We start from the raw sequence: 22,536 nt of genomic DNA on the forward strand, positions 1-22,536 counted from the left end.
AACTACCGAAGAGCAAGCTTCATGACCACGACTGCCGCACCCGTGATCCGTCGTCGCGGCGTCATGCTGGTCGTTTCCTCCCCATCGGGTGCCGGCAAGACCACCCTGACTCGCACCTTGCTGGAGCGCGACCCCGACGTCTCCCTGTCGATCTCGGTGACGACCCGCCCGGCCCGTCCCGGCGAGATCGACGGGGTGCACTATCATTTCGTGAGCAAGGAGCAGTTCCAGAAGATGGCGGAGCAGGGTGAACTGCTCGAGCACGCTCATGTCTACGGCTACAGCTACGGGACGCCCCGTCCGGCCGTGGAGGCCGCGCTGGCATCCGGCAAGGACGTCCTGTTCGACATCGACTGGCAGGGCGCCCAGCAGCTGCGGCTGGCCGCCGAGCAGGACCTGGTCGGCATCTTCATCCTACCACCGACCATGGAGGAGCTGGAGCGGCGGCTGCGCTCGCGGGCGCAGGACCCCGAGGAGGTGGTGCGGCACCGCCTGGCGCAGGTCACCAACGACGTCACCCACTGGGCCGAATACGACTACGTGCTGGTGAACCACGACCTGGAGACCAGCATGCGGGCGCTGACCGGGATCCTGATCGCCGAGCGGCTCAAGCGCCGGCGCAACCTGGGCCTGGCCGAGTTCGTGGAGCGCTTCCGCCACCACCCGGACGACCTGGCCTAGGCGCCGTCCAGAGCGTTCGAGATCCGGGCGAAGTCGGCAAGGCCGAGGGTCTCGGCCCGCCGGGTCGGGTCGATGCCGATGCCGTCCAGCAGCGCCACCGGATCCGGTGTGATCGGCTTCAGGCTCTGGCGCAGCATCTTGCGCCGCTGGCCGAACGCTGCCGCCAGGACCGTGGACAGGCGCCGCTCGCTGCACGGGTGCTCCGGCGCGCTGCGCGGCGTCAGGCGGACCACGGCCGATTCCACTTCAGGCGGCGGACTGAACGCGCCCTTCGGCAGCTTGAACAGATACTCGACCCGGCAACTCCACTGGGTCATCGCCGCCAGCCGGCCCCAGCCGTCGCTTCCGGGCGGGGCTGCCAGCCGTTCCGCGACCTCCTTCTGGAACATCAGGACCAGCCGGTCGAACCGGTGGCGCTGCGCCAGGAGGTGGAAGAGCAGCGGCGTGGAAATGTTGTAGGGCAGGTTGGCGATCACGCTGATCGGGCCGTCGGTCTCCAGGGACGCGGCATCGAAGCCGAGCGCATCGCCCGGCACCACCGTCAGCCGGCCCTCCGCCGCCTCCACCAGCGGCGCCAGCGCCTCGATCCAGCGCGGGTCGCGCTCCACCGCGTACAGATGCGCGGCACCGGCCTGCAGGATCGCCCCGGTCAGCCCGCCGGGACCCGGCCCGATCTCCAGGACCGTTCGGCCGTCCAGCCCGCCGGCTGACGCGACGATCCGGTCCAGGATCGACGGATCCAGGAGGAAATGCTGCCCCAGGCGCTTGTCGGCCCGGTGGCCGGACCGCCGGAGGATCTCGGCCGGACCGGGAAGCTTCATACCCGCAGGTCGATATAGGCTTCCCGGCGCAGGTCACGCAGGTAGCGTTCGGCCAGACGGTCGAGCTGCTGCGCCTCCAGGCGGCTCTGGACCGCGTCCCGCTCCATCGAGGGCAAAGGCGGCGGCGGTGGGGTTGGCTGGGTCTGGCGCGGCGGCTCCGCGGCACGGGCAGGCCGGCCGCCGACCCGCTGGCACACCATGATCAGCTGGATGCCGGCAGGACCCGTCAGGGGCGGGCTCAGCCGGTTGTCGGGCAGGTTGGTGACCAGCTGGCGCAGCACTTCGGGCAGGTCCGCGACGTCCAGCCAGCCGAGATCCCCGCCGAAATCGCCGCCCGACCTGGCCGCCTCGCGCTGCAGCGCGTCGCAGGAGCCGAAGCGACCGCGATAGTCCTCGGCCTGGGCCAGCAGCTCCTGCCTCTCGGCCTCGGAGGTGCCCTCCGGGACCGGGATGACGAACTGGGCAAGGCGTACCTGCTTGGGCGGCACGGCCGGCTGGGCGGGGGCGGGAGGCGGGGGCGGCGGCGGCGCTTCGACCTCGGCGTTCTCGCCGGCGGCGCGGCGGGCGCGCAGCATGAACAGCTGCCAGCCGGCATTGGTGCGCACCGGCCCGGCCATCTGGCCGACATCCGTGGTCGCCAGCACGGTACGGGTCTCCTCGGGCAGGGACGAAGGCTGGACCCAGCCCAGATCCCCGCCGAGCTGGGCGCTGGACGATCCGGAGAATTCCCGCGCCAGGGCAGGGAAGGATGCGCCCCGGCGGATCGCCTGGGCCAGTTCCTCGGCGTCCTGGCTCACCTGGTCGTCCTGCTCAGGGGTCGATACCGGCAGGGTGATCTCGGCCAGGAGCCATTGCGGCTCGGTGCGGGCGCGCTCGGCCTCGCGGATCGCGAGGTCGACCTGGTCCGGGCCCACCCGGATGCGGGGGCGGAGCTGGCGGTTGACCACCTTGGCCCACATGATCTGGATCTCGACCTGGCGCTTGAGCGCCAGGAGGTCGGATCCCTGCTGGCGCAGGAACTCGTCGAGCTGATCCATGCTCATGCTGTTGCGCTCGGCAATGTTGCCCAGCGTCTGCTGCACCTCCTCCACCGAAGCAGTCAGGCCCAGCCGCTGCGCCTCCATACGCTGCAGGATCTCGTCGATATAGAGGCGAAGCACCTGCGGCGTGAGCCGGGCGCGGTTGTCCTGAGTGTTGGGGAGGCCGGACGACGCCAGAGCCAGGGAGACCCGGTCCTCCAGGTCGCCCGTGGAAATCACCTGGTCCTCGACCACCGCCACGATCCGGCCGGCGGCGGCCGCATGTTCCGGCGCCGCGACCACCGAGAACGCGAGGGTGAGGGAGAGGAGGGCAGCGCGGGTGTAGTTTGCGATCATGCCGTTTCGGTCACCGCCGGTTGCTCGGTTGCGGCATCAACTGCTGCCGGAACCACTCAGGCTGGTCCGGCCACCAATCTCGCCGAGATTCTTCAGCGTCACGCGGAAAAGCAGCGTCGTCGCTGGCCCGGCGTCGCGGTCCTCCGTGTAGTCCCGTTCGAGCCCGGCGACCAGTACGAGGCAGGGATGGTTGTAGACCATGCCGAACGCGTACGTCACCGGCTCGTCGGCGACCAGGTCCTGGCGGACACCGGCGGTGATCGACAGGCTGTCGGTGACTCCGGCGCGGACCGTGGCGGTCAGTTCCTTGCGCTCCTGGACGTCGTCCAGGTCCGGGTCGTCGGCGAGGCTCAGATAGCCCAGCCCGAAGCCGAAGCGCTGCCAGCCGAACGAGGCGAGCAGGTCGTTCTTGGTGATCTCCTCCAGCTCATCGTCGATCCGGAAGCGGTAGGACAGGTCCAGCCATTGCGCCGGGTGCATCTCGATCCGGCCGACATAGTCGGAGAAATTGCTGTCCAGGCCGCTGCCCGGCTGGAAGGTGTCGTCGTCCTTCAGCCGCCAGGACTGGCCGACCATGCCGGAGATCCGGAACGTGTCCGGCGAGAACGAGCCGAACCGGACCCCGTAGGCGCCGCGGGGACCGCCCTCGACCCGGTCCAGCCCCGGGAAGCGGTTGGCCTGGAAGATGTTGGTGTCGTCGAAGTCGAGCGACTGGCTGTCCTCGTTGGGGATATCGTCGGGATTGCCGCCATAGGGCGACAGATGCCCCACCAGCACCGGCTCGATCAGGTGCTGCCAGCCGCCCTCGGTCATCTTGACCAGGGGCAGGCTCCACTCGGCCGACGCCAGCGGGTAGAGGCGGCCGGTGGCGTTGCTGCCGCCGTCGGGCCCGAACGTCTCGGGATCGCCGTCGGTCTGGTAGCCGTCGGCCCGCATCGACAGGGAGAAGCGCAGCACGTCGCCGTAGCGGCCGACCATCGGCCGGCTCCAGCCGACCGTGCTGGACAGGCGCCGCGTGTCCAGGCCGTCGCTGCGGGTCAGCGCCAGCATCGAGGCATCGACGTTGTAGAAGCCGCCGAACGAGCTGTTGGTCGGCGTGCGCCAGCGGACCGAGCCGCGCGGCAGGACGAACGGGGTTTCGCCGGGGTCGTCGGATTGCCGCAGGCCCTGGAAGTAGAAGGCGTCGAGGACGCCGTAATTGGTGCCCCAGGCCCGGTCGACCCAGGGGCGGTTCACCAGCAGGTTCTCGTCGTCGATATCGTAGCGGCGCAGATAGGTATCGTCGGAAGAAAGGAAGGCGTCGAAGCCGCCGCCATAGCCCTGGTCGAACACATAGCGGCCAGTTCCCTTGAAATGCCCGCGGAAGTCCTTCTCCGTCTTGGTGCCGTTGCTGCCGGCATAGCGATCCGCGTAGGTGGCGCTGCCCTGGAGCTCGGTCGGGCCGAACCGGTCGGCGCGCCGGTACTCGCCGAACAGGGCCACGCCCTGCTCGGCAGTGAACAGCGGCGCCAGGGTGACGTCCTCGTTGGGCGAGAGCACGTAGTAGTACGGGACCTGGATGAATGCGCCCAGCGCCGTGCGCGAACCGAACTTCGGGCGCAGGAAGCCGGACTTTCGCTTCACCGACGGATCGGGGTGACTGAACTTCGGCATGTACATGACCGGGATGCCGAACAGGTCGAAGGTCGCATCCTCGTAGACCACCTCCTTGGCGGTCTGATCATGGGTCACCTTGCGGCTCTTGATCTGCCAGAGCGGCGAGCTTTCCGGGTCCTCGCACAAGGGGCAGGGGCTGTAGACGGCGCGGTCGAGGACGGTCTGGTTGCCGCTCGAGCGCAGGGCGCGGCGCGCCGCCAGGCGGCTGTCGTCGGCGAGCAGCACGCCGACATCCTCGATGAAACCGGCGCGCAGGCTGTCGGAGAGCTCGACCTTGTCGCCGAACAGGGTCTCGCCGTCCTCGCCGACGATGACGACGTTGCCCTCCGCGATGACGATGTTGGTGTCGCGGTTCCAGGTGATCTTCTGGGCCAGCAGGGTGCGGCCCTCGCGGGTCAGCTCGACGTCCCCCTCGGCGATGATGAGGTTCTCCCGCTGCTGGTAGTCCAGCCGGTCGGCGGTCAGCAGGACCTCGGGCTCCGGCTCCCCTTCCTGGGCCAGGGCGGGCATGGCGAGCGGGCAGAGAATGGTCGCGGCGAGCACCATTCGCCGAAGACAACGGGCAAGACTCATTCGACGCTCAACCGTCCTCGGTGTGGAACAGGAGGGCAAGTCCCAGGAGGATCGCCACGACCGCCGGTGTCCAAGCGGCCAATTCCGCTGGTAGCCGACCGGACAGCCCCACCGCCAGCACGACATTGGCGAACACGAAGAAAACGAAGCCGGACGCGATGCCCATCCCGACGAACACCAGCGTGCCGCCGCGCCGGCCGAAGCGCAGCGAGAACACCGTGCCGATCAGCAGCATCGCCGCGAACATCAGCGGCGTGGCCAGGAGGTTCTGGTAGTGGACGACATGGCCACGGGTCGGCAGGCCGATCGAGCGCAGCGTGGCGATGTAGTCCGGCAGGGCCCAGAACGAGATGGTCTCGGGCAGAGCCAGGCCGCGATGGATTCGCTCAGGTGACAGGTTTGTCGGGATCCGCAGGACCTCATCCCGCCTCATCTGGCCCGACGGCTCGGCGGTGGCGGCATCCCTCAGGAGCCAGTAGCCCTTGGTCAGCTCGGCGCCCGGGGCGTCGATGCGGCCGGCATAGCCCCCGTTGGCGTCCAGCAGAAAGATCGTCACCTCGGAAAGGCCCATGGCCTGCTCGTCGGCGACCCCGCGCGCATGCACCACGATCGGAAGGTCGTTCCAGTTCTGGCGCAGCCACAGGCCGCCGCTGGCGACGTCCATCCGGTCGAGATCCCCGTCCTCCAGCATGTCGACCCGGGCCTCGTAGCGTGCGTACAGCGCGGCATTGACCGGGTTCAGCACGGTGACGGCGACGGTGCCCAGCACCAGGGCGATGCCCCAGACCGGCAGCAGGAGCTGCCAGATCGAGATGCCCGCCGCGCGCGCCGCCACCAGCTCGTTCGAGCGCGACAGCCGCCGGAAGGTCAGCATCGCCGCGAACAGCATGGTGAAGGGCAGAAGCTGCAGGGCCGTGGACGGCGCGTGCAGGAGCGCGAGCTCCACGACATCGCCCAGACCGCCGCTCTCCCGGGTGCCGGAGCGCCGCAGCTGCTCGATCGCATCGAACATCACGACCAGGAGAACCAGGCCGAGCGTGACCGCCAGGACCGACTGGATCAGGGCGCGGGCCTGGTAGCGCGCAAAGGTCCAGGAGAAGCCCCAGCGACGGCGGTCCCGCTGGCCCGCCCTGGGGCTGCCCGCAAACTCAAGCTCCCGCACGTGCCACTCCCTGAGGTCCGCCAGGCAGGCTAGGCCTGCGACTGCGGCGCCGGCCGATCTGGCCGGTCAGCACCAGGATGGCAAGGACGGCGGGCACGATCTGCGCCAGATAGAAGAGCGGCAGAAAGGTGAGCGAGTTGATCGTGAAGCTGGTGGCCGCGAGCTGGACGAGTTGCTGGACGGTGGCGAGGGCGACCGCCAGGGCGATGCGCTTGCCGTGGCCACGCCGGTCCAGGTCCGCCGGCAGAAGGACGGCCAGCGCGATCAGCACGAGGACGATCGGCGCCAGGGGCGTGGTGAGCCGGTCATGGGCCGCCGAGATCAGGCGGGTGCGGTTCTTCTGGTCGTCGACATCATCGGCTGGCCAGAGCAGCTCGCTGAGGTAGCGCTCCTTGGGCTTGCGCCAGCGATAGGAGTCCTCGTCGTCGCTGAGCGTGGTCAGGTCGACGGTGTAGGCGTCGAAATGCAAGGCCGATACCCGCCCGTCCGGCGCGCGCTCCTGGCGGGTGCCCCGCTCCAGCACGAGGCGCGGCTCGTCGCCGACCGTGACCAGCACCCCCCGCTCGGCCGTGATGGTCGAGGCGGCATCCGGGTTGCGCGCGTCATCGACCAGCAGGCCGCTCAGCGATCCGTCGGGCTGGCGCTGCTCCACGTAGACGGTGACCCCTGGGGCCGGTGCATTGAACACGCCTTCCTGGAGCAGCACGAAGGTGTAGCTGTTGCGGATCTCGTGCTCGAGATCCTTGAACGCCCGCGCTCCCGCCGGCATCAGCACCATCGAGATCAGGTAGCAGACCAGGGTCACGATTGCGGCCAGGTAGAGCGCCGGCTTGGCCAGATCCAGATCGGAGCGGCCGGAAGCCTTCAGCGCGATCAGCTCGCTGTCGTTCCACAGCCGGGCATAGGTGAAGATCGTCGCCACCAGCAGGGCCAGCGGCAGGACCACCAGCAGCAGCGACGGGAACAGCAGCGCCGTCAGCCACAGGAAGGTGGTGGCAGGCAGGCCCTTGTTGACGATCAGGTCGAACAGCCGCAACGATTGCGACAGCCATACCGCTCCTGCCACGGCGATGACGGCCACCATGGTTGGCACGGCGAGTTGGGAGAGCAGGTAGCGCACATAGACAGGCATGGCGGCATCTTAGACGCCCACCTCGTCGCCGGTCGATGGTGCTCCCACATGAGCATGGGCTGGTGCTCTCTGTTTGATGCGAGGACTTCGATCGATGGACGTGACCCTGGAGCGATCCGAGCTACCTGCCGCCGGACGGGTGGTGGTGCCGGTGGGCGTGAGCGGCGCGCTCGGGAAAATGGCCCAGGCGCTGGACACCCATTCCGGCGGCCTGATCCGCCGGGTGATCGACGATGCCGGACGGCGCTGGAAGCATGGCGCCATCCTGGAACTGCCTTTTCCGGCGGGCACCGGCCTCGACCGAGTCTGGCTGCTGGGGATGGGCAAGGACGATCTGGACCGGCTGGAGATCGAGCAGCTGGGCGGCAGCCTGTGGGCGGCGCTGGCCCGGCTGGAGGGCGGAAGCGTTACGCTGGCGTCGCCGGAGGGCATCGAGCTGCCGGTGCCGGCCGACCAGGCGCAACTCGCGCTGGTGACCGGGTTGCGGCTGCGGTCCTGGCGCTTCGACAAGTACAAGAAGACCGACGAGGACGACCAGGCGGCTGGACCAAGCCGTCTCGCCGTCGCGGTCCTGGACGAGGTTTCGGCCCGCAAGGACCTGGCCGAGGCCGAGGCCGTGCTTGCCGGGGTGAACCACACGCGGGCGCTGGTCACCGAACCCGCCAATGTCCTTTATCCGGAAAGCTTTGCCGACGAGGCGCTCAAGCTCCGCTCGCTGGGTCTCGAGGTCGAGGTGCTGGACGAGAACGCCATGCGCGAACTCGGCATGGGCGCCATCCTGGGGGTGGCCCAGGGCAGCCGGCGGGCGCCGCGCCTGGTGGTGCTGCGCTGGAACGGCGGTGGCGGAGAGGACAGTCCGATCGCCTTTGTCGGCAAGGGCGTGTGCTTTGATACCGGCGGCATCTCGATCAAGCCGGCCGGCGGCATGGAGGACATGAAGTTCGACATGGGCGGTGCCGGCGCCGTGTTCGGGGCCATGGAGGCGCTGGCCCGGCGCAAGGCAAAGGTCGACGTGGTCGGCGTGCTGGGCCTGGTGGAGAACATGCCGGACGGCAACGCGCAGCGGCCGGGCGACGTGGTGCGGGCAATGTCCGGCACCACGATCGAGGTGATCAACACCGACGCCGAGGGCCGGCTCGTGCTGGCCGACGCGATCTGGTACACGCAGGACCGCTTCAAGCCCAAGCTGATCGTCGACCTCGCGACCCTGACCGGGGCCGTGATCGTGGCGCTCGGCCATGAGCATGCCGGGCTGTTCAGCAACGACGAGGAACTGGCGGCCAGGCTGACCCGGGCTGGCGAGCAGGTGGGCGAGACGCTGTGGCGGCTGCCGCTCGGCAAGGCCTACGCCAAGCACATCAAGTCGGAGATCGCCGACATCAAGAACACCGGCCGGGCCCGGCAGGCGGGCAGCACGGCAGGGGCGGTATTCATCGAGCAGTTCGTGGCCGGGGTGCCGTGGGCGCATCTGGACGTGGCCGGTACGGTCTGGAGCAGCCGCGACCTGCCGCTGTCGGGCAAGGGCGCCACGGGTTTCGGCGTGCGCCTGCTCGACGCGCTGGCCCGCTCCTATGAGGACGAAGCGCACTGAGCGAGATCGGCTTCTACCATCTGACCCGCTCCAGCCTGGAGGACGCGCTGCCGCGTCTCCTGGGCAAGGTGGTCCAGTCCCGGATGCGCGTCGTGCTGCGCGCCGCCTCGCGCGAGCGGGTCGACGCGCTGGACCGGCATCTGTGGGTCTACGAAGCAGATTCCTGGCTGCCGCACGGCACCCGCGCCGACGGCAACCCGGCGATGCAGCCGATCTGGCTGACCGAGCAGGTCGAGAACCCCAACGAGGCGACGCTGCTCGTGTTGGTCGACCGCGCTTGCGACGACGACCTGGCGAGCTTTGCCCGGGTGCTCGACCTGTTCGACGGCGGCGATCCCGAGGCGGTGGAAGCGGCGCGGGAGCGCTGGCGCGCCCGGCGCGCGGCCGGGCACAAGCTGGTCTACTGGCGGCAGGACGAGCGGGGAGGCTGGGAGAAGGCCCGCGAGGAGGGTTGAGCCGGAGTGGCCAGGGAGCGGCCGTGCTGCTAAAGGCGCGGCCCGAACCCATCTCCGTATCGGATGAGATTTCCCATGGCTCTCGAGCGCACCTTCTCCATCATCAAGCCCGACGCCACCCGCCGCAACCTGACCGGCGCCATCAACGCCGTCATCGAGAAGGGCGGCCTGCGCATCGTCGCCCAGAAGCGCATCCAGCTCTCCAAGGCGCAGGCCGAGGCGTTCTATGGCGTCCACAAGGAGCGCCCCTTCTTCAACTCGCTGGTCGAGTTCATGACCAGCGGCCCGGTCGTGGTGCAGGTCCTGGAAGGCGAGAATGCGGTCGCCCGCTACCGCGAGGTGATGGGCGCCACCAACCCGGCCAATGCCGAGGAAGGCACCATCCGCAAGCTGTTCGCCGAATCGATCGAGGCGAATTCGGCCCATGGCTCCGACAGCCAGGAGAATGCCGCGATCGAGATCGCGTTCTTCTTCGCCGGCATTGAGATCGTCGGCTGATTTTCCAGAAGGGCGTCGCCGCTCAGGCGGCGCCCGACCTGCTGGCGGATCCCACCATGCGGGCCGCCCCGATGGACAGGATGGTCGCCAGCGCTGCCACGAGCAGCACCGTCTGGGGCTGGCCGCGATCGAGCAGGAAGCCGACAAAGGTCGGCGCGAAGGTCGCCCCCAGATCCAGGCCAGAATAAGCGAAGCCGAACACCCGGCCGGCCGAGCCCGGCGGGGCCGCGGCCCGCACCATCAGGTCGCGCGACGGCATGGTCGCGCCGGCAAGACCGCCGGCCAGGGCGATCAGCGCCAGCAGGCCGGGCTCGTTCAGCGGCAGGACCGCTACCCCCAGGATGCACAGCGCGCTGGCACCCAGGCCGCCGGCCAGAAGCCAGCCATGCTGCCCGGAGCGGTCGGCCAGCATTCCGCCGACGCCCGTGCCGATGGCGCTGCCGACGATGAAGGCGGTCACCGTGGTGGTGCCCACCAGGAGCGGCGTCCCATGGAGCTGCACCAAGATCGACGGGAGAAAGCTCTGCAGCGTGATCTGCGAGACCGACTGCAGGGCGAAGAACAGGAAGCAGCCGAGGATCGCCACGCCGAACAGGGTGCGCAGCAGGCCGGGCGCGCCGGTCTCCCGCGTCTCGTGCGCCATGTCGCGGGTGGTGGGGATGGTGATGTCGGGACGGGACCACACCAGGGCCACGGTGATGAGCAGACCCGGAAGCGTGGCGGCGATCACCGCGGCCCGCCAGCCGAACGTGGCGGCGATCGCGGTGACGAACACCGGTGCCGCGGCCCAGCCGAGCGCCCCGCCGATCGTGTGAACGGAAAAGGCCCGTCCCATCCGGTGCGGACTGATCCGCCGGCCCAAAATGGCATAGTCGGCGGGATGGAACACGCTGTTGCCGATGCCGGCAAGCGCCGCCAGCGGCAGCATGAGCGCCCAGTCCTGCACGAAGCCGACCAGACCGGTGGCGATGGCCAGCAGCACCAGCCCCGCGATCAGGATCCGGTGCGCGCCGAACCGGTCGACCAGGAAGCCGGCCGGGGCCTGGCTGAGCCCGGAGGCGGCGAAGAACACCGAGCTCAGCAGGCCAAGCTCGGCCCAGGACACGCCGAGGTCGTCCTTGAGGATCGGGAACAGCGGCGGGAGGATCAGGTGGTAGAAGTGCGAACCGAAATGCGCGACGCCGATCAGCCCGATCACTTTCAGATCGGACGGCGTTTTCGCGACCATCGCCGAAGCCATTGCCGTCATCACCGCTGGGACCCGGCTGGACCGCCCGCTTCCGGCCGCTCGGGTTCGTTCGTGTAAAACAGACGCGGACGAGGGGCGGCCCACGCGGCCACCCCTCGCTCGAACGTCTTCCTTTAGATGGTCGGCGACGGTGCCGGAAGTGCGGTCAGACCGCGCCCTCCCGGCGGGTGCGCAGGAACGAGTAGACCACGCCGCTCACCAGGATCGCGAAGGTGATGCCCAGCGAGATCGCCGGATCCATCTTGCCCCAGATCTGGGTATAAAAGATCTTGCCGCCGATGAAGATGAGCACCAGGGCCAGGGCGTACTTGAGATAATGAAAGCGATGGATCATCGCGGCCAAGGCAAAATAAAGAGAGCGAAGGCCCAGAACAGCAAAGATGTTGCTGGTGTAGACGATGAAGGGGTCCTTGGTGATCGCGAAGATGGCTGGCACCGAATCCACCGCGAATACCAGATCGACGAACTCGACCAGCACCAGCGCCATGAACAGCGGCGTGGCGTAGCGGACCATCTTGCCGGTCACCGGGTGGGGAGCGTGGATGAAGAAGTGGTTGCCGTCGACACGGTCGGTGACGCGGAACAGCCGCCGGGTGATCTTCAGCACGGGGTTGCTGGCGATGTCCGGCTCGCTGTCGACGGTCATCAGGAGCTTCACGCCGGTGAACAGCAGGAAAGCGCCGAACAGATACATCACCCAGTCGAACTCGTGGACCAGCGCGGCGCCCAGGAAGATCATCGTGCCGCGCATGACGATCACGCCGATGATGCCCCAGAACAGTACCCGGTGCTGGTAGATCCGCGGGACGTGGAAATAGGTGAAGATCAGGGAGATGACGAAGACGTTGTCGAGGGAGAGGCTCCACTCGATCAGGTAGCCCGTGTAGAACTCCGCCGCAGCATTGCCGCCCATCTGCCAGAGAACATAGAGGCCGAACAGGCCGGCCAGACCCATATAGCCCAGGGAGAGCAGCATCGACTCGCGCACGCCGATCTCGCGCTGCTTGCGGTGCAGAACGCCCAGGTCGAGCACGAGGATGGTGAGGACAATGCCCAGGAAGAGCAGCCACATCCAGGCAGGCTTGCCCATGACCGGAGCGAAAAGAAAAGAGGCGATATCCATGATGGTGTCCGTCTCAAGCGGCAGACTGCATGCCAATCTGCCAACGAGGCAGTCCGACATCGCAGCCGATTGACGGCTACCAGAGGGGCCCGGACCCAATGTCGCGTGACTTGGGGCACAGGTCGGCGATCTTCAAGGCCTGGGCTGCAACGAATGCTGGACGGTGCGGCGGGCTTTGTGCGTGGCTGCGGTCTATCGGGACGGGGAGGCGACGGCTTGGCGTCCAGCCTGCATTTCTGGAACCGGTCGATCCTGCCGCCGGTGATGGACCGGGTGATGGCGCGCGGGATGTTCGCCCGGCTGCGCAGCGAGGCGACCGCTCCCGCCCATGGCAAGGTGCTGGAGGTCGGGATCGGCTCCGGCCTCAACCTGGGCTACTATCCACGGTCGCTGGAGAGCGTGGTGGGGGTCGACCCGTCGATGCCGCTGCTGCAGCGTGCCCATCGTCGGGCGGCCTGGATGGCGTTCCCCGTCCACCTGCGCCAGGGAACCGCCGAGAGGCTGCCCATCACCGACCAGTCGATCGACGTGGCGGTCTCGACCTGGACCTTGTGCTCGGTGGAGGATCCGGCCCAGGCGCTCGCGGAGATTCGCCGGGTCCTGAAGCCCGGCGGGCTGTTCTGCTTTTGCGAGCATGCGCTCTGCCCGGACCACCGGACCGCCGCCTGGCAGCGCAGGCTGACCCCGATCTGGCGGCGGGTAGCCGGCGGCTGCCACCTGGACCGGCCGCATGACCGGCTGATCGAAGGCGCCGGCTTCCGGATCGAGCGGATCCGCCATGGCCGCCTCCTGCCGGGGCCGGCGCTGCTGGGCTGGCACCAGCTGGGGCTGGCGACGGTCAGGTGACCGCGTCGATCTCCTCGGGCGTGAGCTCGCCCGGCACCAGGGTCAGCGGAATCCGGACGTTCTTGCCCAGGTTCGACATCAGGTGGGTGACGAGCGGGCCGGGTGAGCTGCCCCTGGCGGTGCCCAATACCAGCAGCGAGATGCCGCTCTCCTCCTGCAGGAGCTGGACCAGCTCCTCGCGGCGGTCGCCCTCGCGCAGGTGCAGCGTCGGCATCTTCCCCGTCATGCGATAGGCCTCGTCGGCCAGGCGGTGCAGGAGCGCCTCGGCATCGCGGCGCTCGTTGTCCTCGATCACCTGGCCCACCCCCAGCCAGTTGCCGAGGTCGGCAGGCTCGATGACCGCGAGCAGGGCGACACGGCCGCCGGAATGCTGGGCACGCCGGCAGGCGAAGCGCAGCGCGTTCTTCATCTCCTCGCTCTCGTCGGCGACCACGAGGAAGACACGCTCCTGGATGGGCGCCGGAGCGGGTGCGGGAGCTTCTTCGGCCATCTCGGTCAACTCCTTCGGAACGCGATGTTGGCCAGCCATCCGGCAGTGATGGCCAGCAGGAGGGCGCCAAGGCCGTACAGGGCGCCCTGCCGCAGCGCGAAGTCGGTCAGGTCGGCCTCCAGGCCGACCTTGGAAACGGTCAGGATGCTGGCCTGGGCTTCCACCACCTGATTGGCGACCACCCGCAGGACCTGGACCTGGTAGGGTCCGGACGGGACGTTGGCGGGAAAGGAGACGGTGGTGCGGAACAGCCGGTCGCCCAGCATCGAGATCTGCCCGACGGCGCGGGGGTAGAGGCCCAGGCGCTGCTGCAGCCCGATCAGCGCCTCGCGGAATTTTGCGATCTGCTTCTGGTCGAACTTGGCGACCGGCTGCAGGCGCAAGGCCTCCACGCCCAGCTCATGCCGCGAGCGCAATGCCGGAGTGGTGATCGGCCCGAGCGGCCGGGTGGAGGCCACGGCATAGAAGCTCGGCACGCCGGTGAAGGTCATCTCGTCGCCGGGCAGCCAGACGCCCGTGGTGCGCTCGCGGGCCCGCACGGTGCGGAGGGTGCGGGGCCCGGTCACCACCACCACCACGTCGCCGCCAGTCTCCTCCAGCGCGCCGAACAGGAGCACGTCGCTGCCGGTGAAGGCGGTGGTGATCGCGATCAGGTGATGAGACAGGTCGGCCACAAGGCCGGCCGCGCGGCTGGCGAAGGCGCCGCCGGCCAGCAGCCCGAGCGCCAGGACCAGAGCCCACCACCGTTTCCTCACGTGACCACTCCATCCTCGCCGGCCAGATGCGCAGCGGCCTGCGGCCTGCCGCCGAACAGCCGGTCCAGGGTGGCGATCATCTCCCGGGCTTCGCCGGAGGCCAGGGAGTACCAGACGGTCTGGGCATCCCGGCGCGTCCGGACCAGGTCCTCGCGGCGCAGCCTAGCCAGATGCTGCGAGATCGCCGACTGGCTGAGGCCGGTCTGCCTGGCCAGTTCGCCCACCGACTGCTCGGCGCCGGCGATCCGGCAAAGGATGGCGAGCCGGTGCTCGTTGGCCATCACCCTGAGCAGCCGCGTCGCGCGCTCCGCCCGCTCGGCCACCAGCACCGTCTGCATCGCCTGCCCCTCACGTCGTCCAGCTTGGTCGGGACCTGTTGTGTTTTCCGGCTGGAGCGGGTCCCGTCTGGAAATACTGCGCCGCCGGTGGGGTATCGGTCTATCGGCTGAACAAGCCGCGTCCCTCCAGGACGCGCAGTGTCTGCCGACAGCCGGCCGCCATGGCGAGAGTGCCGACAATCGCGACCGGTAGCAACGCAGCGAATCCGCTCACCGCCATTCCGAAGCTGCAGATGCCGATGAGGCCACCGCCTGCGCCCATCAGGAGGGCGCCCAGGACATGCCGCTTCAGGTCGGCGCCGTCGACGAAGCCCTCGAAGCGGTGGCTGCGTCGGACCAGGCCCATCAGGGCGGCGCCGCCGATCGTGCCGGCGGCAAACAGCGCGCCGGCCCAGCCGCTTTCGCCTGCGGCCAAGGCGGCCAGCAGGTCGGCGTTCGGCAGCACGAAGGAGGGCATGACCGGCCAGGGCCGGGTCTGGACCAGGACGTGCCAGAGCGGCACCAGCGCACCCAGGGCAGCACCGGTCACGATGTCGGTCCTGGCCCGGATGCGCTGCTTGGCTGGGACCAGGATCCAGGCAGCGGCAGCGGCGGCGATCAGCAGGCCGGCCGGCGCCAGCAGGTCCGGCGGCAGCGCCACCGTGCTCGACCAGCTCCGCAGCCAGGCCGCTGGCCCGGCCAGGATACCGGCGGTGGTGACGAGGGTGGCCAGGCTGGTCACCACCAGGGTCAGGCCGGCCTTCAGGCTGCCCTGGCCGGCGCGGACCAGGTTGCGGGTGATGCAGCCGCCGGAAAGGGTCATGCCGGCGCCGAAGGCGAGCGGCCCCAGGACCGCTGCCAGCCAGGGCAGGGTCACCGTTCCGTCGCCGAACACCGGCAGGCCCGCCAGCGCCAGGAACGAGGTGCCGGCCATCGCCGTGGCCGTGGCCGCCACCAGGCCGCGCAGGCGGCGGGTGCTCTGGAACAGGAAATAGTCCGAGAGCGCCCCCATCGTGCAGAAATGGCGGTGGGCAGCGATGGCCCCGAACGCCAGGCCTAGGGCCAGGACGGCCAGCATCACAGGAAGGTCGTTGCTCAGTTCTGGTGCTCGTGGGATGCGAACGGGTCGGTCACCGCCTCGGATCCGGCCAGCCGGCGGATGGCGCCTTCCAGATAGGCGCCCTCGTCGATCTGCAGGACATCGTGGTGGATGTCGGCGAACACCCGGCAGCCGCGGATCAGGTGGACGCGTCGCGCATGCACCGAGCCGCGCACCAGCCCGTGCAGGATGACCTCGTCGGCCTCGATCCGGCCGTTGATCTCGCCGTCCCGGCCGAGCGTCACCATGCGTGCCTCGACGCCGCCCTGGATCCGCCCGTCGATAAGCAGGTGGCCGTCGGCGGTGACGTCGCCGGTGATCATCAGGTCCGGGCCGAGAATGGTCGGCGCGCCCCGGCGGTCGCCGGTCAGGGCGGGCAGGCCGGAACGCGAGGCGGTCGGGACCAGGGCAGTGCCGGTTGCCGCGGCCTCCCGGGCCTGAGCCTCCTTTGCCTTCTTATTCCTGCGAAAGAACATGGGCCAAGCGCACGCGCGCCTCCAGAAAGTCGGCTGGATCGACGGCCTTTCCGTCGACCCGGATCTCGTAATGCAGGTGCCGGCCGGTGCTGCGGCCGGTGGTGCCGATTTGGCCCACCTCCGTGCCCTGCGCCACCTGCTGGCCGACCTTTACATCGATCGAGGCCAGATGGGCATAGCGTGTCGTGAGGCCGAAACCATGGTCGATCTCAACCAGGTTGCCATACGCGCCGCGGCGGCCGGCGCTCACCACGATGCCGGGCGCGGTGGCGAAAGCCTGACCGGAACTGCCCGGGGTGAAGTCCAGACCCGTATGCATGGCCCGGCGGCCGGTGAACGGATCGCGGCGGATGCCGAAGCCGCTGCGGGTCTCTGCGTCCGGCGCCGGGATGCCGAGCGGCAGGGCGACCAGGAGCCGGCGCATGGTGTCGACCGCGCGGAAGCTGGCGTCCAGTTCATGCGGGAGCGGCACCAGCGTGCTGCGGCCGGCATGCTCGTCGCCCGGCGCGAGCGGCACGAACGGGCCGCCTTCGCCTTCCATCTCGGCGCTCGCCAGCTTGACCAGAGGATCGACCCGGACCCCGGAGGTCTTCAGCACGCCCTTCAGCGCGCCGTAGTGATGGGCGGCCCAGGCCTGGAAGCTCTCCTTGGTGGCCTCCAGCTCCTTGCTCAGGTCGTCCAGCTTCGCTTCCAGGGAAGCGGCCTTGGCGGAGAGCGCCGTGGATTCCATCTCCGCGCTCGCCCGGTCGGCCAGGGCCCGGTCGAGCGCCGCGGTGAGCTTGGTCACCTTGGCGGGACCGGCGAGAACCGCGGCGGCGACCGGGGCTTGGGCTGCCTGGTCGGCCACCAGACGGTCCATCACCACCATGGCCTCGAGCCGGCGGCGGTCGGCACCGGCCAGCTGCCCGCGCACGGTGGTGAGCTCGGCGGTGGCGCTGCCGTGGAGGTCCATCAGGCGCTGGATGGTCGTGCGCTGGGCGAGGCTGGTCTGGTTCAGCTCGGCGAACGCCACCTCGAGTTGCCGGGTGCGCTGCTGGTCGTGGCGGAGGTCGCGGTTCTCGTCGGCCAGGCGGTCGATGATGGCGTCCCGGGCCGCCAGTTCCGACCGGAGCTGGATGCCCCACCAGCTCGCCCCGGTCAGGGCCAGGGTCGCGCCCACCAGCAGGCCGACCGACAGCGGCCGCAACCTGCCGCTACTTCTCGAAGGCCTGCCGTCGGCCGCGTGCGTATCCTCTGGACGCATCGCGCCGCTCCATCACATCGGCCACTCGCCGAGGCGCCATGACATGCGCCCCGCCCGCCGGGGCCAGACCAAAGTCGCCCGCAGACGAGACGAACGCCGCGAACATGGGTGAGAAAAAAATCGACTTCAACCCTGGAGGTTCCGCCGCCAGCAGCGGCGGCGCCCAAGGAGTCCAGCGGGCCTGCCGGCCCCCGGTCCAGGCCACTCGGCGGGTGATCCGGTGCGCGGGGGAGGGGATGGTGCCGGCGACAGGATTCGAACCCGTGACCTCCCGCTTACAAGGCGGATGCTCTACCAACTGAGCTACGCCGGCCCGCGCGACTTTCTAGCAGCCCTAGCCGCCCTGGGTAAGCGTCCACAACGCGATTCCGGCGGCGACCGAGACGTTCAGGCTCTCGATCCGCGCATCGATCGGCAACGCCGCCAGCCGGTCGCAGCGTTCGCGCACCAGGCGGCGCATGCCTTCGCCCTCGCTGCCGAGCACCAGGACCCACGGCTCCGGGGGCGGGTCCGAAGCCAGGCTGGTCTTGGCCTCGCCGTCCAGGCCGACCACGGTGAAGCCGCGCTCCTTCAGGTCGACCAGGCAGCGGGCGAGGTTCACGACCTCGGCGACCGGCACGATGTCCAGCCCGCCGGCGGCGGCCCGGGCACAGACGCCGTCCAGCGGCGCCGCGTGCCGCTCCGGCAGCACGACCATGTCGACCCCGAACGCCGCGGCGGAGCGCAGGATCGCTCCCAGATTGCGCGGGTCGGTGACCTGATCGACCGCCACGATCCGGCGTGCCTGGGGATGCCGGTCCAGGAAGCCCGCGGGATCGACCGGCTCCAGCATCTCGACCTCGGCGACCAGACCCTGATGGACGGCGCCGCGCCCGAGCAGGAGCTCGAAGCACCTATCGTCGGTCCGGCGCATCTCCAGGCCGGCATGCGCCGGGGGCAGGGTGAGGGTCCTGGCGGTCCCGTCGCTGACATGCAGGCGGCGCACGCGCCGGTTCGGGTTGGCCAGGGCGGCAAGAACGGCGTGCCGGCCAAACAGCAGAATGGTCGGGCTTTTCGCCGTAGGACGTCTTTTCAACGGATTCTCGTGATTTTCTTGGTGCAGTCGATTGACAAGGCGTCGCCTGGAAGTCTACCACCCGGCCGCTCTCGCTGAACGGCAGGGCTACCGGAGGGGTGGCCGAGTGGTCAATGGCAGCAGACTGTAAATCTGCCGGCGTAAGCCTACGTTGGTTCAAATCCAACCCCCTCCACCACCCTGCCTGGCAGAGAGAAGCGCCTTCGTGCCGCGGGCGTAGCTCAATGGTAGAGCCCCAGCCTTCCAAGCTGGTTGTGCGGGTTCGATCCCCGTCGCCCGCTCCACGCAGGAGCCTGTCGACACCGAACCCCAAAAAAAGCTCCGGACTGTTCCCGCCATGGCCAAAGAGACGTTCAAGCGGACGAAGCCGCACGCGAACATTGGTACGGTTGGTCACGTGGATCACGGCAAGACCACGCTGACGGCTGCGATCACGAAGATCCTGGCGGAGGCTGGCGGTGCGTCGTTCACGGCGTACGACCAGATCGACAAGGCGCCGGAGGAGAAGGCGCGCGGGATCACGATCAACACGGCGCATGTGGAGTACGAGACGGAGAAGCGGCACTACGCGCACGTCGACTGCCCTGGGCATGCCGACTACGTGAAGAACATGATCACCGGTGCGGCGCAGATGGACGGCGCGATCCTGGTGGTGTCGGCGGCGGACGGCCCGATGCCGCAGACGCGCGAGCACATCCTGTTGGCGCGCCAGGTGGGCGTTCCGGCGCTGGTGGTGTTCCTGAACAAGGTCGACATGGTCGACGACCCGGAGCTGCTCGAGCTGGTGGAGCTCGAGGTGCGTGAGCTTTTGTCGAAGTACAACTTCCCGGGCGACGACATCCCGATCATCAAGGGTTCGGCGCTGGCGGCGCTGGAAGGCAAGGACGACGCGATCGGCCGCGAGCAGATCCTGGCGCTGATGAAGGCGGTGGACGAGTACATTCCGCAGCCGGAGCGGGCGGTGGACAAGCCGTTCCTGATGCCGATCGAGGACGTGTTCTCGATCTCGGGCCGCGGCACGGTGGTGACCGGGCGCGTGGAGCGCGGGGTGGTGAAGGTCGGCGAGGAAGTCGAGATCGTGGGCATCAAGCCGACGACCAAGACGACCTGCACCGGCGTGGAGATGTTCCGCAAGCTGCTGGACCGTGGCGAGGCTGGCGACAATGTCGGCGTGCTGCTGCGCGGCACCAAGCGGGACGACGTGGAGCGCGGCCAGGTGCTGTGCAAGCCGGGCTCGATCACGCCGCACACCAAGTTCACCGCCGAGACCTATGTGCTGACCAAGGAAGAGGGCGGCCGGCACACGCCGTTCTTCGGCAACTACCGCCCGCAGTTCTACTTCCGGACCACGGACGTGACCGGGTCGGTGGAACTGCCGGCGGGCACCGAGATGGTGATGCCGGGCGACAACGTGACGATGGTGGTGACGCTGATCGCGCCCATCGCCATGGAGCAGGGCCTGCGCTTCGCGATCCGCGAGGGCGGCCGCACCGTCGGCGCCGGCGTCGTCGCCGAAGTCATTCAGTAAGCTCTCGGCAAAGGGCTCCGGGGCCGCGCGCGGCCCCGGCAGCGACGGAAAATCGACGAAGTCGTGATGATGTGCGTTCCGCCGCTTGCGGTGCGTGCGGGTTGCCGCTAGAAGCCACCCCCACGCAGGCTGGGAACGGCGGGCGTACCCTTCGCTGCGATCCTGCCGCCTTCGCGTGGCCGGGATGCGGCGAGAGGTGATGCAGGAGCGTAGCTCAATTGGTAGAGCACCGGTCTCCAAAACCGGGGGTTGGGGGTTCGAGCCCCTCCGCTCCTGCCAGCACCTTTGAGAATCGAACGGGATCCGACGACGGATGGTGAGAGTATCGCCCGCGCAATTCCTGCGGGAAGTGCGCCAGGAGATGTCCAGGGTCACCTGGCCGTCGCGCAAGGAGACCCTCTATACGACCGCGAGCGTGCTTGCGATGTCGGCTGCCGCCGCGATCTTCTTCTTCCTCGTCGATCAGATCATCTCGTACGCGATCCGTCTGATCCTCGGCCTGGGGGTCTGATGTCGAAGAAATGGTACATCATCCACGTCTACTCGGGCTTCGAGAAGAAGGTCCGTGAGGCGATCCTGGAGCAGGGTGGCCAGAAGGGGCTGAGCGAGGCCTTTGAAGAGATCCTCGTCCCGATGGAAGAGGTGATCGAGGTCAAGCGCGGCAAGAAGGTCCCGTCGGAGCGCAAGTTCTTCCCGGGCTACGTGCTCGTGAAGATGGACCTCAACGACGAGACCTGGTCGCTGGTGCGCAACATCCCGAAGGTGACCGGCTTCCTGGGCGGCGGCGGCAAGCCGCAGGCGATCCCGGAAGCCGAGGCCCTGCGGATCCACCAGCAGATCCAGGAAGGCACCGAGCACCCCAAGTCCACGGTGTCGTTCGAGATCGGCGAGCAGATTCGCGTGGCGGACGGACCGTTCGCCTCGTTCAACGGAACGGTCGAGGAGGTCGACGAGACGAAGCAGCGTCTCAAGGTCTCCGTTTCGATCTTCGGCCGGGCTACCCCGGTCGATCTGGAGTTCGGGCAGGTCGAGAAGGTCTGACCTGCGTCGGACGTGCGGGAGCCCGGGGCTGGTGAGCCTGGGCGTCGGTACCGCTAAGCTTCTGAGACAGGAGTGAAAGGTTGGCGAAGAAAATCACCGGGTACATCAAGCTGCAGGTACCCGCAGGCAAAGCGAACCCGAGCCCGCCGATCGGCCCGGCTCTGGGTCAGCGCGGCCTGAACATCATGGACTTCTGCAAGAAGTTCAATGCAGAGACGCAGAATGTCGAGGTCGGCACCCCGCTCCCGGTGATCATCACCGCGTACGGCGATCGCACCTTCACGTTCATCATCAAGACTCCCCCTGTGTCCTTCTTCCTGAAGCGGGCGGCGAACATCACCTCGGCGAGCAAGACGCCGGGCCGTGGTTCGACGGCCGGTTCGGTGACCGTGGCCCAGTGCCGCGAGATCGCCGAGAAGAAGATGAAGGACCTCAACGCCCACGACCTCGACGCCGCGACCAAGATGATCGTCGGCTCCGCGCGGTCCATGGGCCTAGCGGTGGCGGAGTAAGACATGGCGAAGGGCAAGCGCCTCAAGAAGGCTGCCGGCAGCGTCGACGCCACCAAGCTGTACGGCCTCAACGAGGCGGTCGACCTGGTGAAGAGCAACGCGACGGCGAAGTTCGACGAGACCGTCGAGATCTCGATGAACCTCGGCGTTGATCCGCGCCATGCCGACCAGATGGTCCGCGGCACGGTCAACCTGCCGCACGGCACCGGCAAGACGCTGCGCGTCGCGGTGTTCGCCAAGGGCGACAAGGCCGAGGAGGCCACGGCCGCCGGCGCCGACATCGTCGGTGCCGACGACCTCGCCGAGGCGATCCAGGGCGGCCAGATCGACTTCGACCGCTGCATCGCGACCCCGGACATGATGGGCATCGTCGGCCGGCTGGGCCGGGTGCTCGGTCCCCGTGGCCTGATGCCGAACCCCAAGCTCGGCACGGTCACGCCCAACGTGACCCAGGCGGTCAAGGACGCCAAGGGCGGCCAGGTGCAGTTCCGGGTCGAGAAGGCCGGCATCATCCACGCGGGCGTGGGCAAGGCCAGCTTTGCCGTCGAGCAGCTGGTCGACAATGTCCGGGCGATCGTGGATGCGGTCAGCAAGGCGCGGCCGAGCGGAGCGAAGGGGACCTACCTCAAGCGCGCGCATCTGAGCTCCACGCAGGGGCCGGGCGTGAAGCTCGAGGTCGGCGGAATCCTCGAATAACGGTCCTGCCGGGCCGACATGGCCTCTTGCAATCTGGCGACGGCGGCTTATGTTGCCGCGTCTTGCAAGACGCACTGTCTGGCTCGTCAGCGCCGTCGTCGGAATGACGGTGCCGTTTGGCGTGCGATTGCGTCACGCCTT

24 protein-coding genes and 4 tRNA genes are annotated in these 22,536 nt (G+C 68.7%); 13 read left to right on the forward strand and 15 right to left on the reverse strand.

Features of this window, described 5'->3' with window-relative positions; all coding sequences use genetic code 11:
* Nucleotides 1-21 precede the first annotated feature (21 nt).
* Nucleotides 22-681, forward strand: a complete 660-nt coding sequence (gene gmk, locus GEMRO_RS0115640; RefSeq protein WP_027134758.1) for a guanylate kinase — start codon at nucleotides 22-24, stop codon at nucleotides 679-681.
* On the opposite strand, the gene rsmA is transcribed toward gmk, so the two are convergent.
* Genes rsmA through lptF form a run of 5 tightly spaced genes read right to left on the reverse strand, consistent with a single transcriptional unit; the run spans nucleotide 678 to nucleotide 7,401 of the window.
* Nucleotides 678-1,502: a 16S rRNA (adenine(1518)-N(6)/adenine(1519)-N(6))-dimethyltransferase RsmA gene (gene rsmA / locus GEMRO_RS0115645; RefSeq protein WP_027134759.1), complete on the reverse strand. Its 825-nt coding sequence runs from the start codon at nucleotides 1,500-1,502 to the stop codon at nucleotides 678-680. The two genes, gmk and rsmA, sit on opposite strands and share 4 nt — an antisense overlap.
* Complete coding sequence (locus GEMRO_RS0115650) at nucleotides 1,499-2,878, reverse strand: peptidylprolyl isomerase (protein WP_027134760.1); 1,380 nt, start codon at nucleotides 2,876-2,878, stop codon at nucleotides 1,499-1,501. The genes rsmA and GEMRO_RS0115650 overlap by 4 nt, the downstream gene beginning before the upstream one ends.
* Nucleotides 2,879-2,914: 36 nt before the next feature.
* The gene (locus tag GEMRO_RS29945) at nucleotides 2,915-5,107 is read right to left on the reverse strand and encodes an LPS-assembly protein LptD (protein WP_169728397.1); all 2,193 of its coding nucleotides are present in this window, start codon (nucleotides 5,105-5,107) and stop codon (nucleotides 2,915-2,917) included.
* Nucleotides 5,108-5,114: 7 nt separating this feature from the next.
* A complete protein-coding gene (gene lptG, locus GEMRO_RS0115660) occupies nucleotides 5,115-6,269 on the reverse strand; it encodes an LPS export ABC transporter permease LptG (RefSeq protein WP_027134761.1) in 1,155 nt (384 codons plus the stop codon).
* Complete coding sequence (gene lptF / locus GEMRO_RS29950; protein WP_051329118.1) at nucleotides 6,256-7,401, reverse strand: LPS export ABC transporter permease LptF; 1,146 nt, start codon at nucleotides 7,399-7,401, stop codon at nucleotides 6,256-6,258. The genes lptG and lptF overlap by 14 nt, the downstream gene beginning before the upstream one ends.
* Before the next feature lie 94 nt (nucleotides 7,402-7,495).
* Here lptF and GEMRO_RS0115670 point away from each other — a divergent pair, with 94 nt between their 5' ends.
* From GEMRO_RS0115670 to ndk, 3 genes are all read left to right on the forward strand, one after another.
* Nucleotides 7,496-8,992, forward strand: coding sequence for a leucyl aminopeptidase (locus GEMRO_RS0115670; RefSeq protein ID WP_027134762.1), 1,497 nt, complete (start codon nucleotides 7,496-7,498; stop codon nucleotides 8,990-8,992).
* Nucleotides 8,993-8,997: 5 nt separating this feature from the next.
* The gene (locus tag GEMRO_RS0115675; protein ID WP_407645433.1) at nucleotides 8,998-9,447 is read left to right on the forward strand and encodes a DNA polymerase III subunit chi; all 450 of its coding nucleotides are present in this window, start codon (nucleotides 8,998-9,000) and stop codon (nucleotides 9,445-9,447) included.
* 75 nt (nucleotides 9,448-9,522) lie between these two features.
* The gene (gene ndk, locus GEMRO_RS0115680) at nucleotides 9,523-9,945 is read left to right on the forward strand and encodes a nucleoside-diphosphate kinase (protein ID WP_027134764.1); all 423 of its coding nucleotides are present in this window, start codon (nucleotides 9,523-9,525) and stop codon (nucleotides 9,943-9,945) included.
* Between the two features lie 22 nt (nucleotides 9,946-9,967).
* Here the strand turns inward: ndk and GEMRO_RS0115685 are convergent, their stop codons facing one another.
* Together GEMRO_RS0115685 and GEMRO_RS0115690 are read right to left on the reverse strand one after the other, a co-directional pair.
* Nucleotides 9,968-11,185 (reverse strand): MFS transporter, encoded by a 1,218-nt coding sequence (locus tag GEMRO_RS0115685; protein ID WP_027134765.1) that lies wholly within the window; start codon nucleotides 11,183-11,185, stop codon nucleotides 9,968-9,970.
* A gap of 154 nt (nucleotides 11,186-11,339) precedes the next feature.
* On the reverse strand, nucleotides 11,340-12,317 hold the full coding sequence (locus GEMRO_RS0115690; RefSeq protein WP_027134766.1) for a TerC family protein: 978 nt from the start codon (nucleotides 12,315-12,317) through the stop codon (nucleotides 11,340-11,342).
* Between the two features lie 216 nt (nucleotides 12,318-12,533).
* On the opposite strand from GEMRO_RS0115690, the gene GEMRO_RS29955 reads away from it, so the two are divergent.
* Nucleotides 12,534-13,163 carry a class I SAM-dependent methyltransferase gene (locus GEMRO_RS29955; RefSeq protein WP_051329119.1) on the forward strand — a complete coding sequence of 210 codons (630 nt, stop codon included), beginning with the start codon at nucleotides 12,534-12,536 and terminating at the stop codon, nucleotides 13,161-13,163.
* Here the strand turns inward: GEMRO_RS29955 and GEMRO_RS0115700 are convergent.
* The 8 genes from GEMRO_RS0115700 to rlmB all read right to left on the reverse strand — a co-directional run bounded on the left by GEMRO_RS0115700 (nucleotide 13,156) and on the right by rlmB (nucleotide 18,618).
* Nucleotides 13,156-13,653 (reverse strand): universal stress protein, encoded by a 498-nt coding sequence (locus GEMRO_RS0115700; RefSeq protein WP_027134767.1) that lies wholly within the window; start codon nucleotides 13,651-13,653, stop codon nucleotides 13,156-13,158. The genes GEMRO_RS29955 and GEMRO_RS0115700 overlap by 8 nt on opposite strands.
* Before the next feature lie 5 nt (nucleotides 13,654-13,658).
* Nucleotides 13,659-14,408 carry a TIGR02186 family protein gene (locus tag GEMRO_RS0115705; protein ID WP_027134768.1) on the reverse strand — a complete coding sequence of 250 codons (750 nt, stop codon included), beginning with the start codon at nucleotides 14,406-14,408 and terminating at the stop codon, nucleotides 13,659-13,661.
* Nucleotides 14,405-14,746 carry an ArsR/SmtB family transcription factor gene (locus GEMRO_RS0115710; RefSeq protein WP_027134769.1) on the reverse strand — a complete coding sequence of 114 codons (342 nt, stop codon included), beginning with the start codon at nucleotides 14,744-14,746 and terminating at the stop codon, nucleotides 14,405-14,407. The genes GEMRO_RS0115705 and GEMRO_RS0115710 overlap by 4 nt, the downstream gene beginning before the upstream one ends.
* A 100-nt stretch (nucleotides 14,747-14,846) precedes the next feature.
* Nucleotides 14,847-15,803: a YeeE/YedE thiosulfate transporter family protein gene (locus GEMRO_RS0115715; RefSeq protein ID WP_027134770.1), complete on the reverse strand. Its 957-nt coding sequence runs from the start codon at nucleotides 15,801-15,803 to the stop codon at nucleotides 14,847-14,849.
* A gap of 17 nt (nucleotides 15,804-15,820) precedes the next feature.
* Nucleotides 15,821-16,300, reverse strand: coding sequence for a bactofilin family protein (locus tag GEMRO_RS29960; protein ID WP_051329120.1), 480 nt, complete (start codon nucleotides 16,298-16,300; stop codon nucleotides 15,821-15,823).
* Entirely contained in the window at nucleotides 16,281-17,486 is a 1,206-nt protein-coding gene (locus GEMRO_RS35325; RefSeq protein ID WP_051329121.1) for a M23 family metallopeptidase, read from the reverse strand. Before GEMRO_RS35325 ends, GEMRO_RS29960 begins: the two co-directional genes overlap by 20 nt.
* Before the next feature lie 294 nt (nucleotides 17,487-17,780).
* Nucleotides 17,781-17,856 (reverse strand) — tRNA-Thr (locus GEMRO_RS0115735).
* 21 nt (nucleotides 17,857-17,877) lie between these two features.
* Nucleotides 17,878-18,618: a 23S rRNA (guanosine(2251)-2'-O)-methyltransferase RlmB gene (rlmB, locus tag GEMRO_RS29970; RefSeq protein ID WP_035485419.1), complete on the reverse strand. Its 741-nt coding sequence runs from the start codon at nucleotides 18,616-18,618 to the stop codon at nucleotides 17,878-17,880.
* A gap of 92 nt (nucleotides 18,619-18,710) precedes the next feature.
* Between rlmB and GEMRO_RS0115745 the strand changes: the two genes are divergently transcribed.
* The 8 genes from GEMRO_RS0115745 (at nucleotide 18,711) to rplA (ending at nucleotide 22,395) form a co-directional block, all read left to right on the forward strand.
* Nucleotides 18,711-18,796: transfer RNA gene (locus GEMRO_RS0115745), tRNA-Tyr, on the forward strand.
* A gap of 32 nt (nucleotides 18,797-18,828) precedes the next feature.
* Nucleotides 18,829-18,902, forward strand: a tRNA-Gly gene (locus GEMRO_RS0115750).
* A 53-nt stretch (nucleotides 18,903-18,955) separates the two neighbouring features.
* On the forward strand, nucleotides 18,956-20,146 hold the full coding sequence (tuf, locus tag GEMRO_RS0115755; RefSeq protein ID WP_027134771.1) for an elongation factor Tu: 1,191 nt from the start codon (nucleotides 18,956-18,958) through the stop codon (nucleotides 20,144-20,146).
* Nucleotides 20,147-20,349: 203 nt separating this feature from the next.
* Nucleotides 20,350-20,425, forward strand: a tRNA-Trp gene (locus tag GEMRO_RS0115760).
* Nucleotides 20,426-20,507: 82 nt separating this feature from the next.
* Complete coding sequence (gene secE / locus GEMRO_RS0115765; protein WP_407645386.1) at nucleotides 20,508-20,657, forward strand: preprotein translocase subunit SecE; 150 nt, start codon at nucleotides 20,508-20,510, stop codon at nucleotides 20,655-20,657.
* Nucleotides 20,657-21,187, forward strand: a complete 531-nt coding sequence (gene nusG, locus GEMRO_RS0115770) for a transcription termination/antitermination protein NusG (RefSeq protein ID WP_027134773.1) — start codon at nucleotides 20,657-20,659, stop codon at nucleotides 21,185-21,187. The genes secE and nusG overlap by 1 nt, the downstream gene beginning before the upstream one ends.
* Nucleotides 21,188-21,267: 80 nt before the next feature.
* A complete protein-coding gene (gene rplK / locus GEMRO_RS0115775) occupies nucleotides 21,268-21,699 on the forward strand; it encodes a 50S ribosomal protein L11 (protein WP_027134774.1) in 432 nt (143 codons plus the stop codon).
* A gap of 3 nt (nucleotides 21,700-21,702) precedes the next feature.
* Entirely contained in the window at nucleotides 21,703-22,395 is a 693-nt protein-coding gene (gene rplA, locus GEMRO_RS0115780) for a 50S ribosomal protein L1 (protein ID WP_027134775.1), read from the forward strand.
* Nucleotides 22,396-22,536: the final 141 nt, after the last annotated feature.

Source organism: Geminicoccus roseus DSM 18922, assembly GCF_000427665.1.
In the GTDB taxonomy this organism is placed as follows: domain Bacteria; phylum Pseudomonadota; class Alphaproteobacteria; order Geminicoccales; family Geminicoccaceae; genus Geminicoccus; species Geminicoccus roseus.

Bases quoted from the DNA above. Each gene is read 5' to 3' on its own strand.
- gmk (WP_027134758.1), top strand. From the start codon at position 22: ATGACCACGACTGCCGCACCCGTGATCCGTCGTCGCGGCGTCATGCTG.
- rsmA (WP_027134759.1), bottom strand. From the start codon at position 1,502: ATGAAGCTTCCCGGTCCGGCCGAGATCCTCCGGCGGTCCGGCCACCGG.
- GEMRO_RS0115650 (WP_027134760.1), bottom strand. From the start codon at position 2,878: ATGATCGCAAACTACACCCGCGCTGCCCTCCTCTCCCTCACCCTCGCG.
- GEMRO_RS29945 (WP_169728397.1), bottom strand. From the start codon at position 5,107: ATGAGTCTTGCCCGTTGTCTTCGGCGAATGGTGCTCGCCGCGACCATT.
- lptF (WP_051329118.1), bottom strand. From the start codon at position 7,401: ATGCCTGTCTATGTGCGCTACCTGCTCTCCCAACTCGCCGTGCCAACC.
- GEMRO_RS0115670 (WP_027134762.1), top strand. From the start codon at position 7,496: ATGGACGTGACCCTGGAGCGATCCGAGCTACCTGCCGCCGGACGGGTG.
- ndk (WP_027134764.1), top strand. From the start codon at position 9,523: ATGGCTCTCGAGCGCACCTTCTCCATCATCAAGCCCGACGCCACCCGC.
- GEMRO_RS0115685 (WP_027134765.1), bottom strand. From the start codon at position 11,185: ATGGCTTCGGCGATGGTCGCGAAAACGCCGTCCGATCTGAAAGTGATC.
- GEMRO_RS0115690 (WP_027134766.1), bottom strand. From the start codon at position 12,317: ATGGATATCGCCTCTTTTCTTTTCGCTCCGGTCATGGGCAAGCCTGCC.
- GEMRO_RS0115700 (WP_027134767.1), bottom strand. From the start codon at position 13,653: ATGGCCGAAGAAGCTCCCGCACCCGCTCCGGCGCCCATCCAGGAGCGT.
- GEMRO_RS0115710 (WP_027134769.1), bottom strand. From the start codon at position 14,746: ATGCAGACGGTGCTGGTGGCCGAGCGGGCGGAGCGCGCGACGCGGCTG.
- GEMRO_RS0115715 (WP_027134770.1), bottom strand. From the start codon at position 15,803: ATGCTGGCCGTCCTGGCCCTAGGCCTGGCGTTCGGGGCCATCGCTGCC.
- GEMRO_RS29960 (WP_051329120.1), bottom strand. From the start codon at position 16,300: ATGTTCTTTCGCAGGAATAAGAAGGCAAAGGAGGCTCAGGCCCGGGAG.
- tuf (WP_027134771.1), top strand. From the start codon at position 18,956: ATGGCCAAAGAGACGTTCAAGCGGACGAAGCCGCACGCGAACATTGGT.
- secE (WP_407645386.1), top strand. From the start codon at position 20,508: ATGTCCAGGGTCACCTGGCCGTCGCGCAAGGAGACCCTCTATACGACC.
- nusG (WP_027134773.1), top strand. From the start codon at position 20,657: ATGTCGAAGAAATGGTACATCATCCACGTCTACTCGGGCTTCGAGAAG.
- rplA (WP_027134775.1), top strand. From the start codon at position 21,703: ATGGCGAAGGGCAAGCGCCTCAAGAAGGCTGCCGGCAGCGTCGACGCC.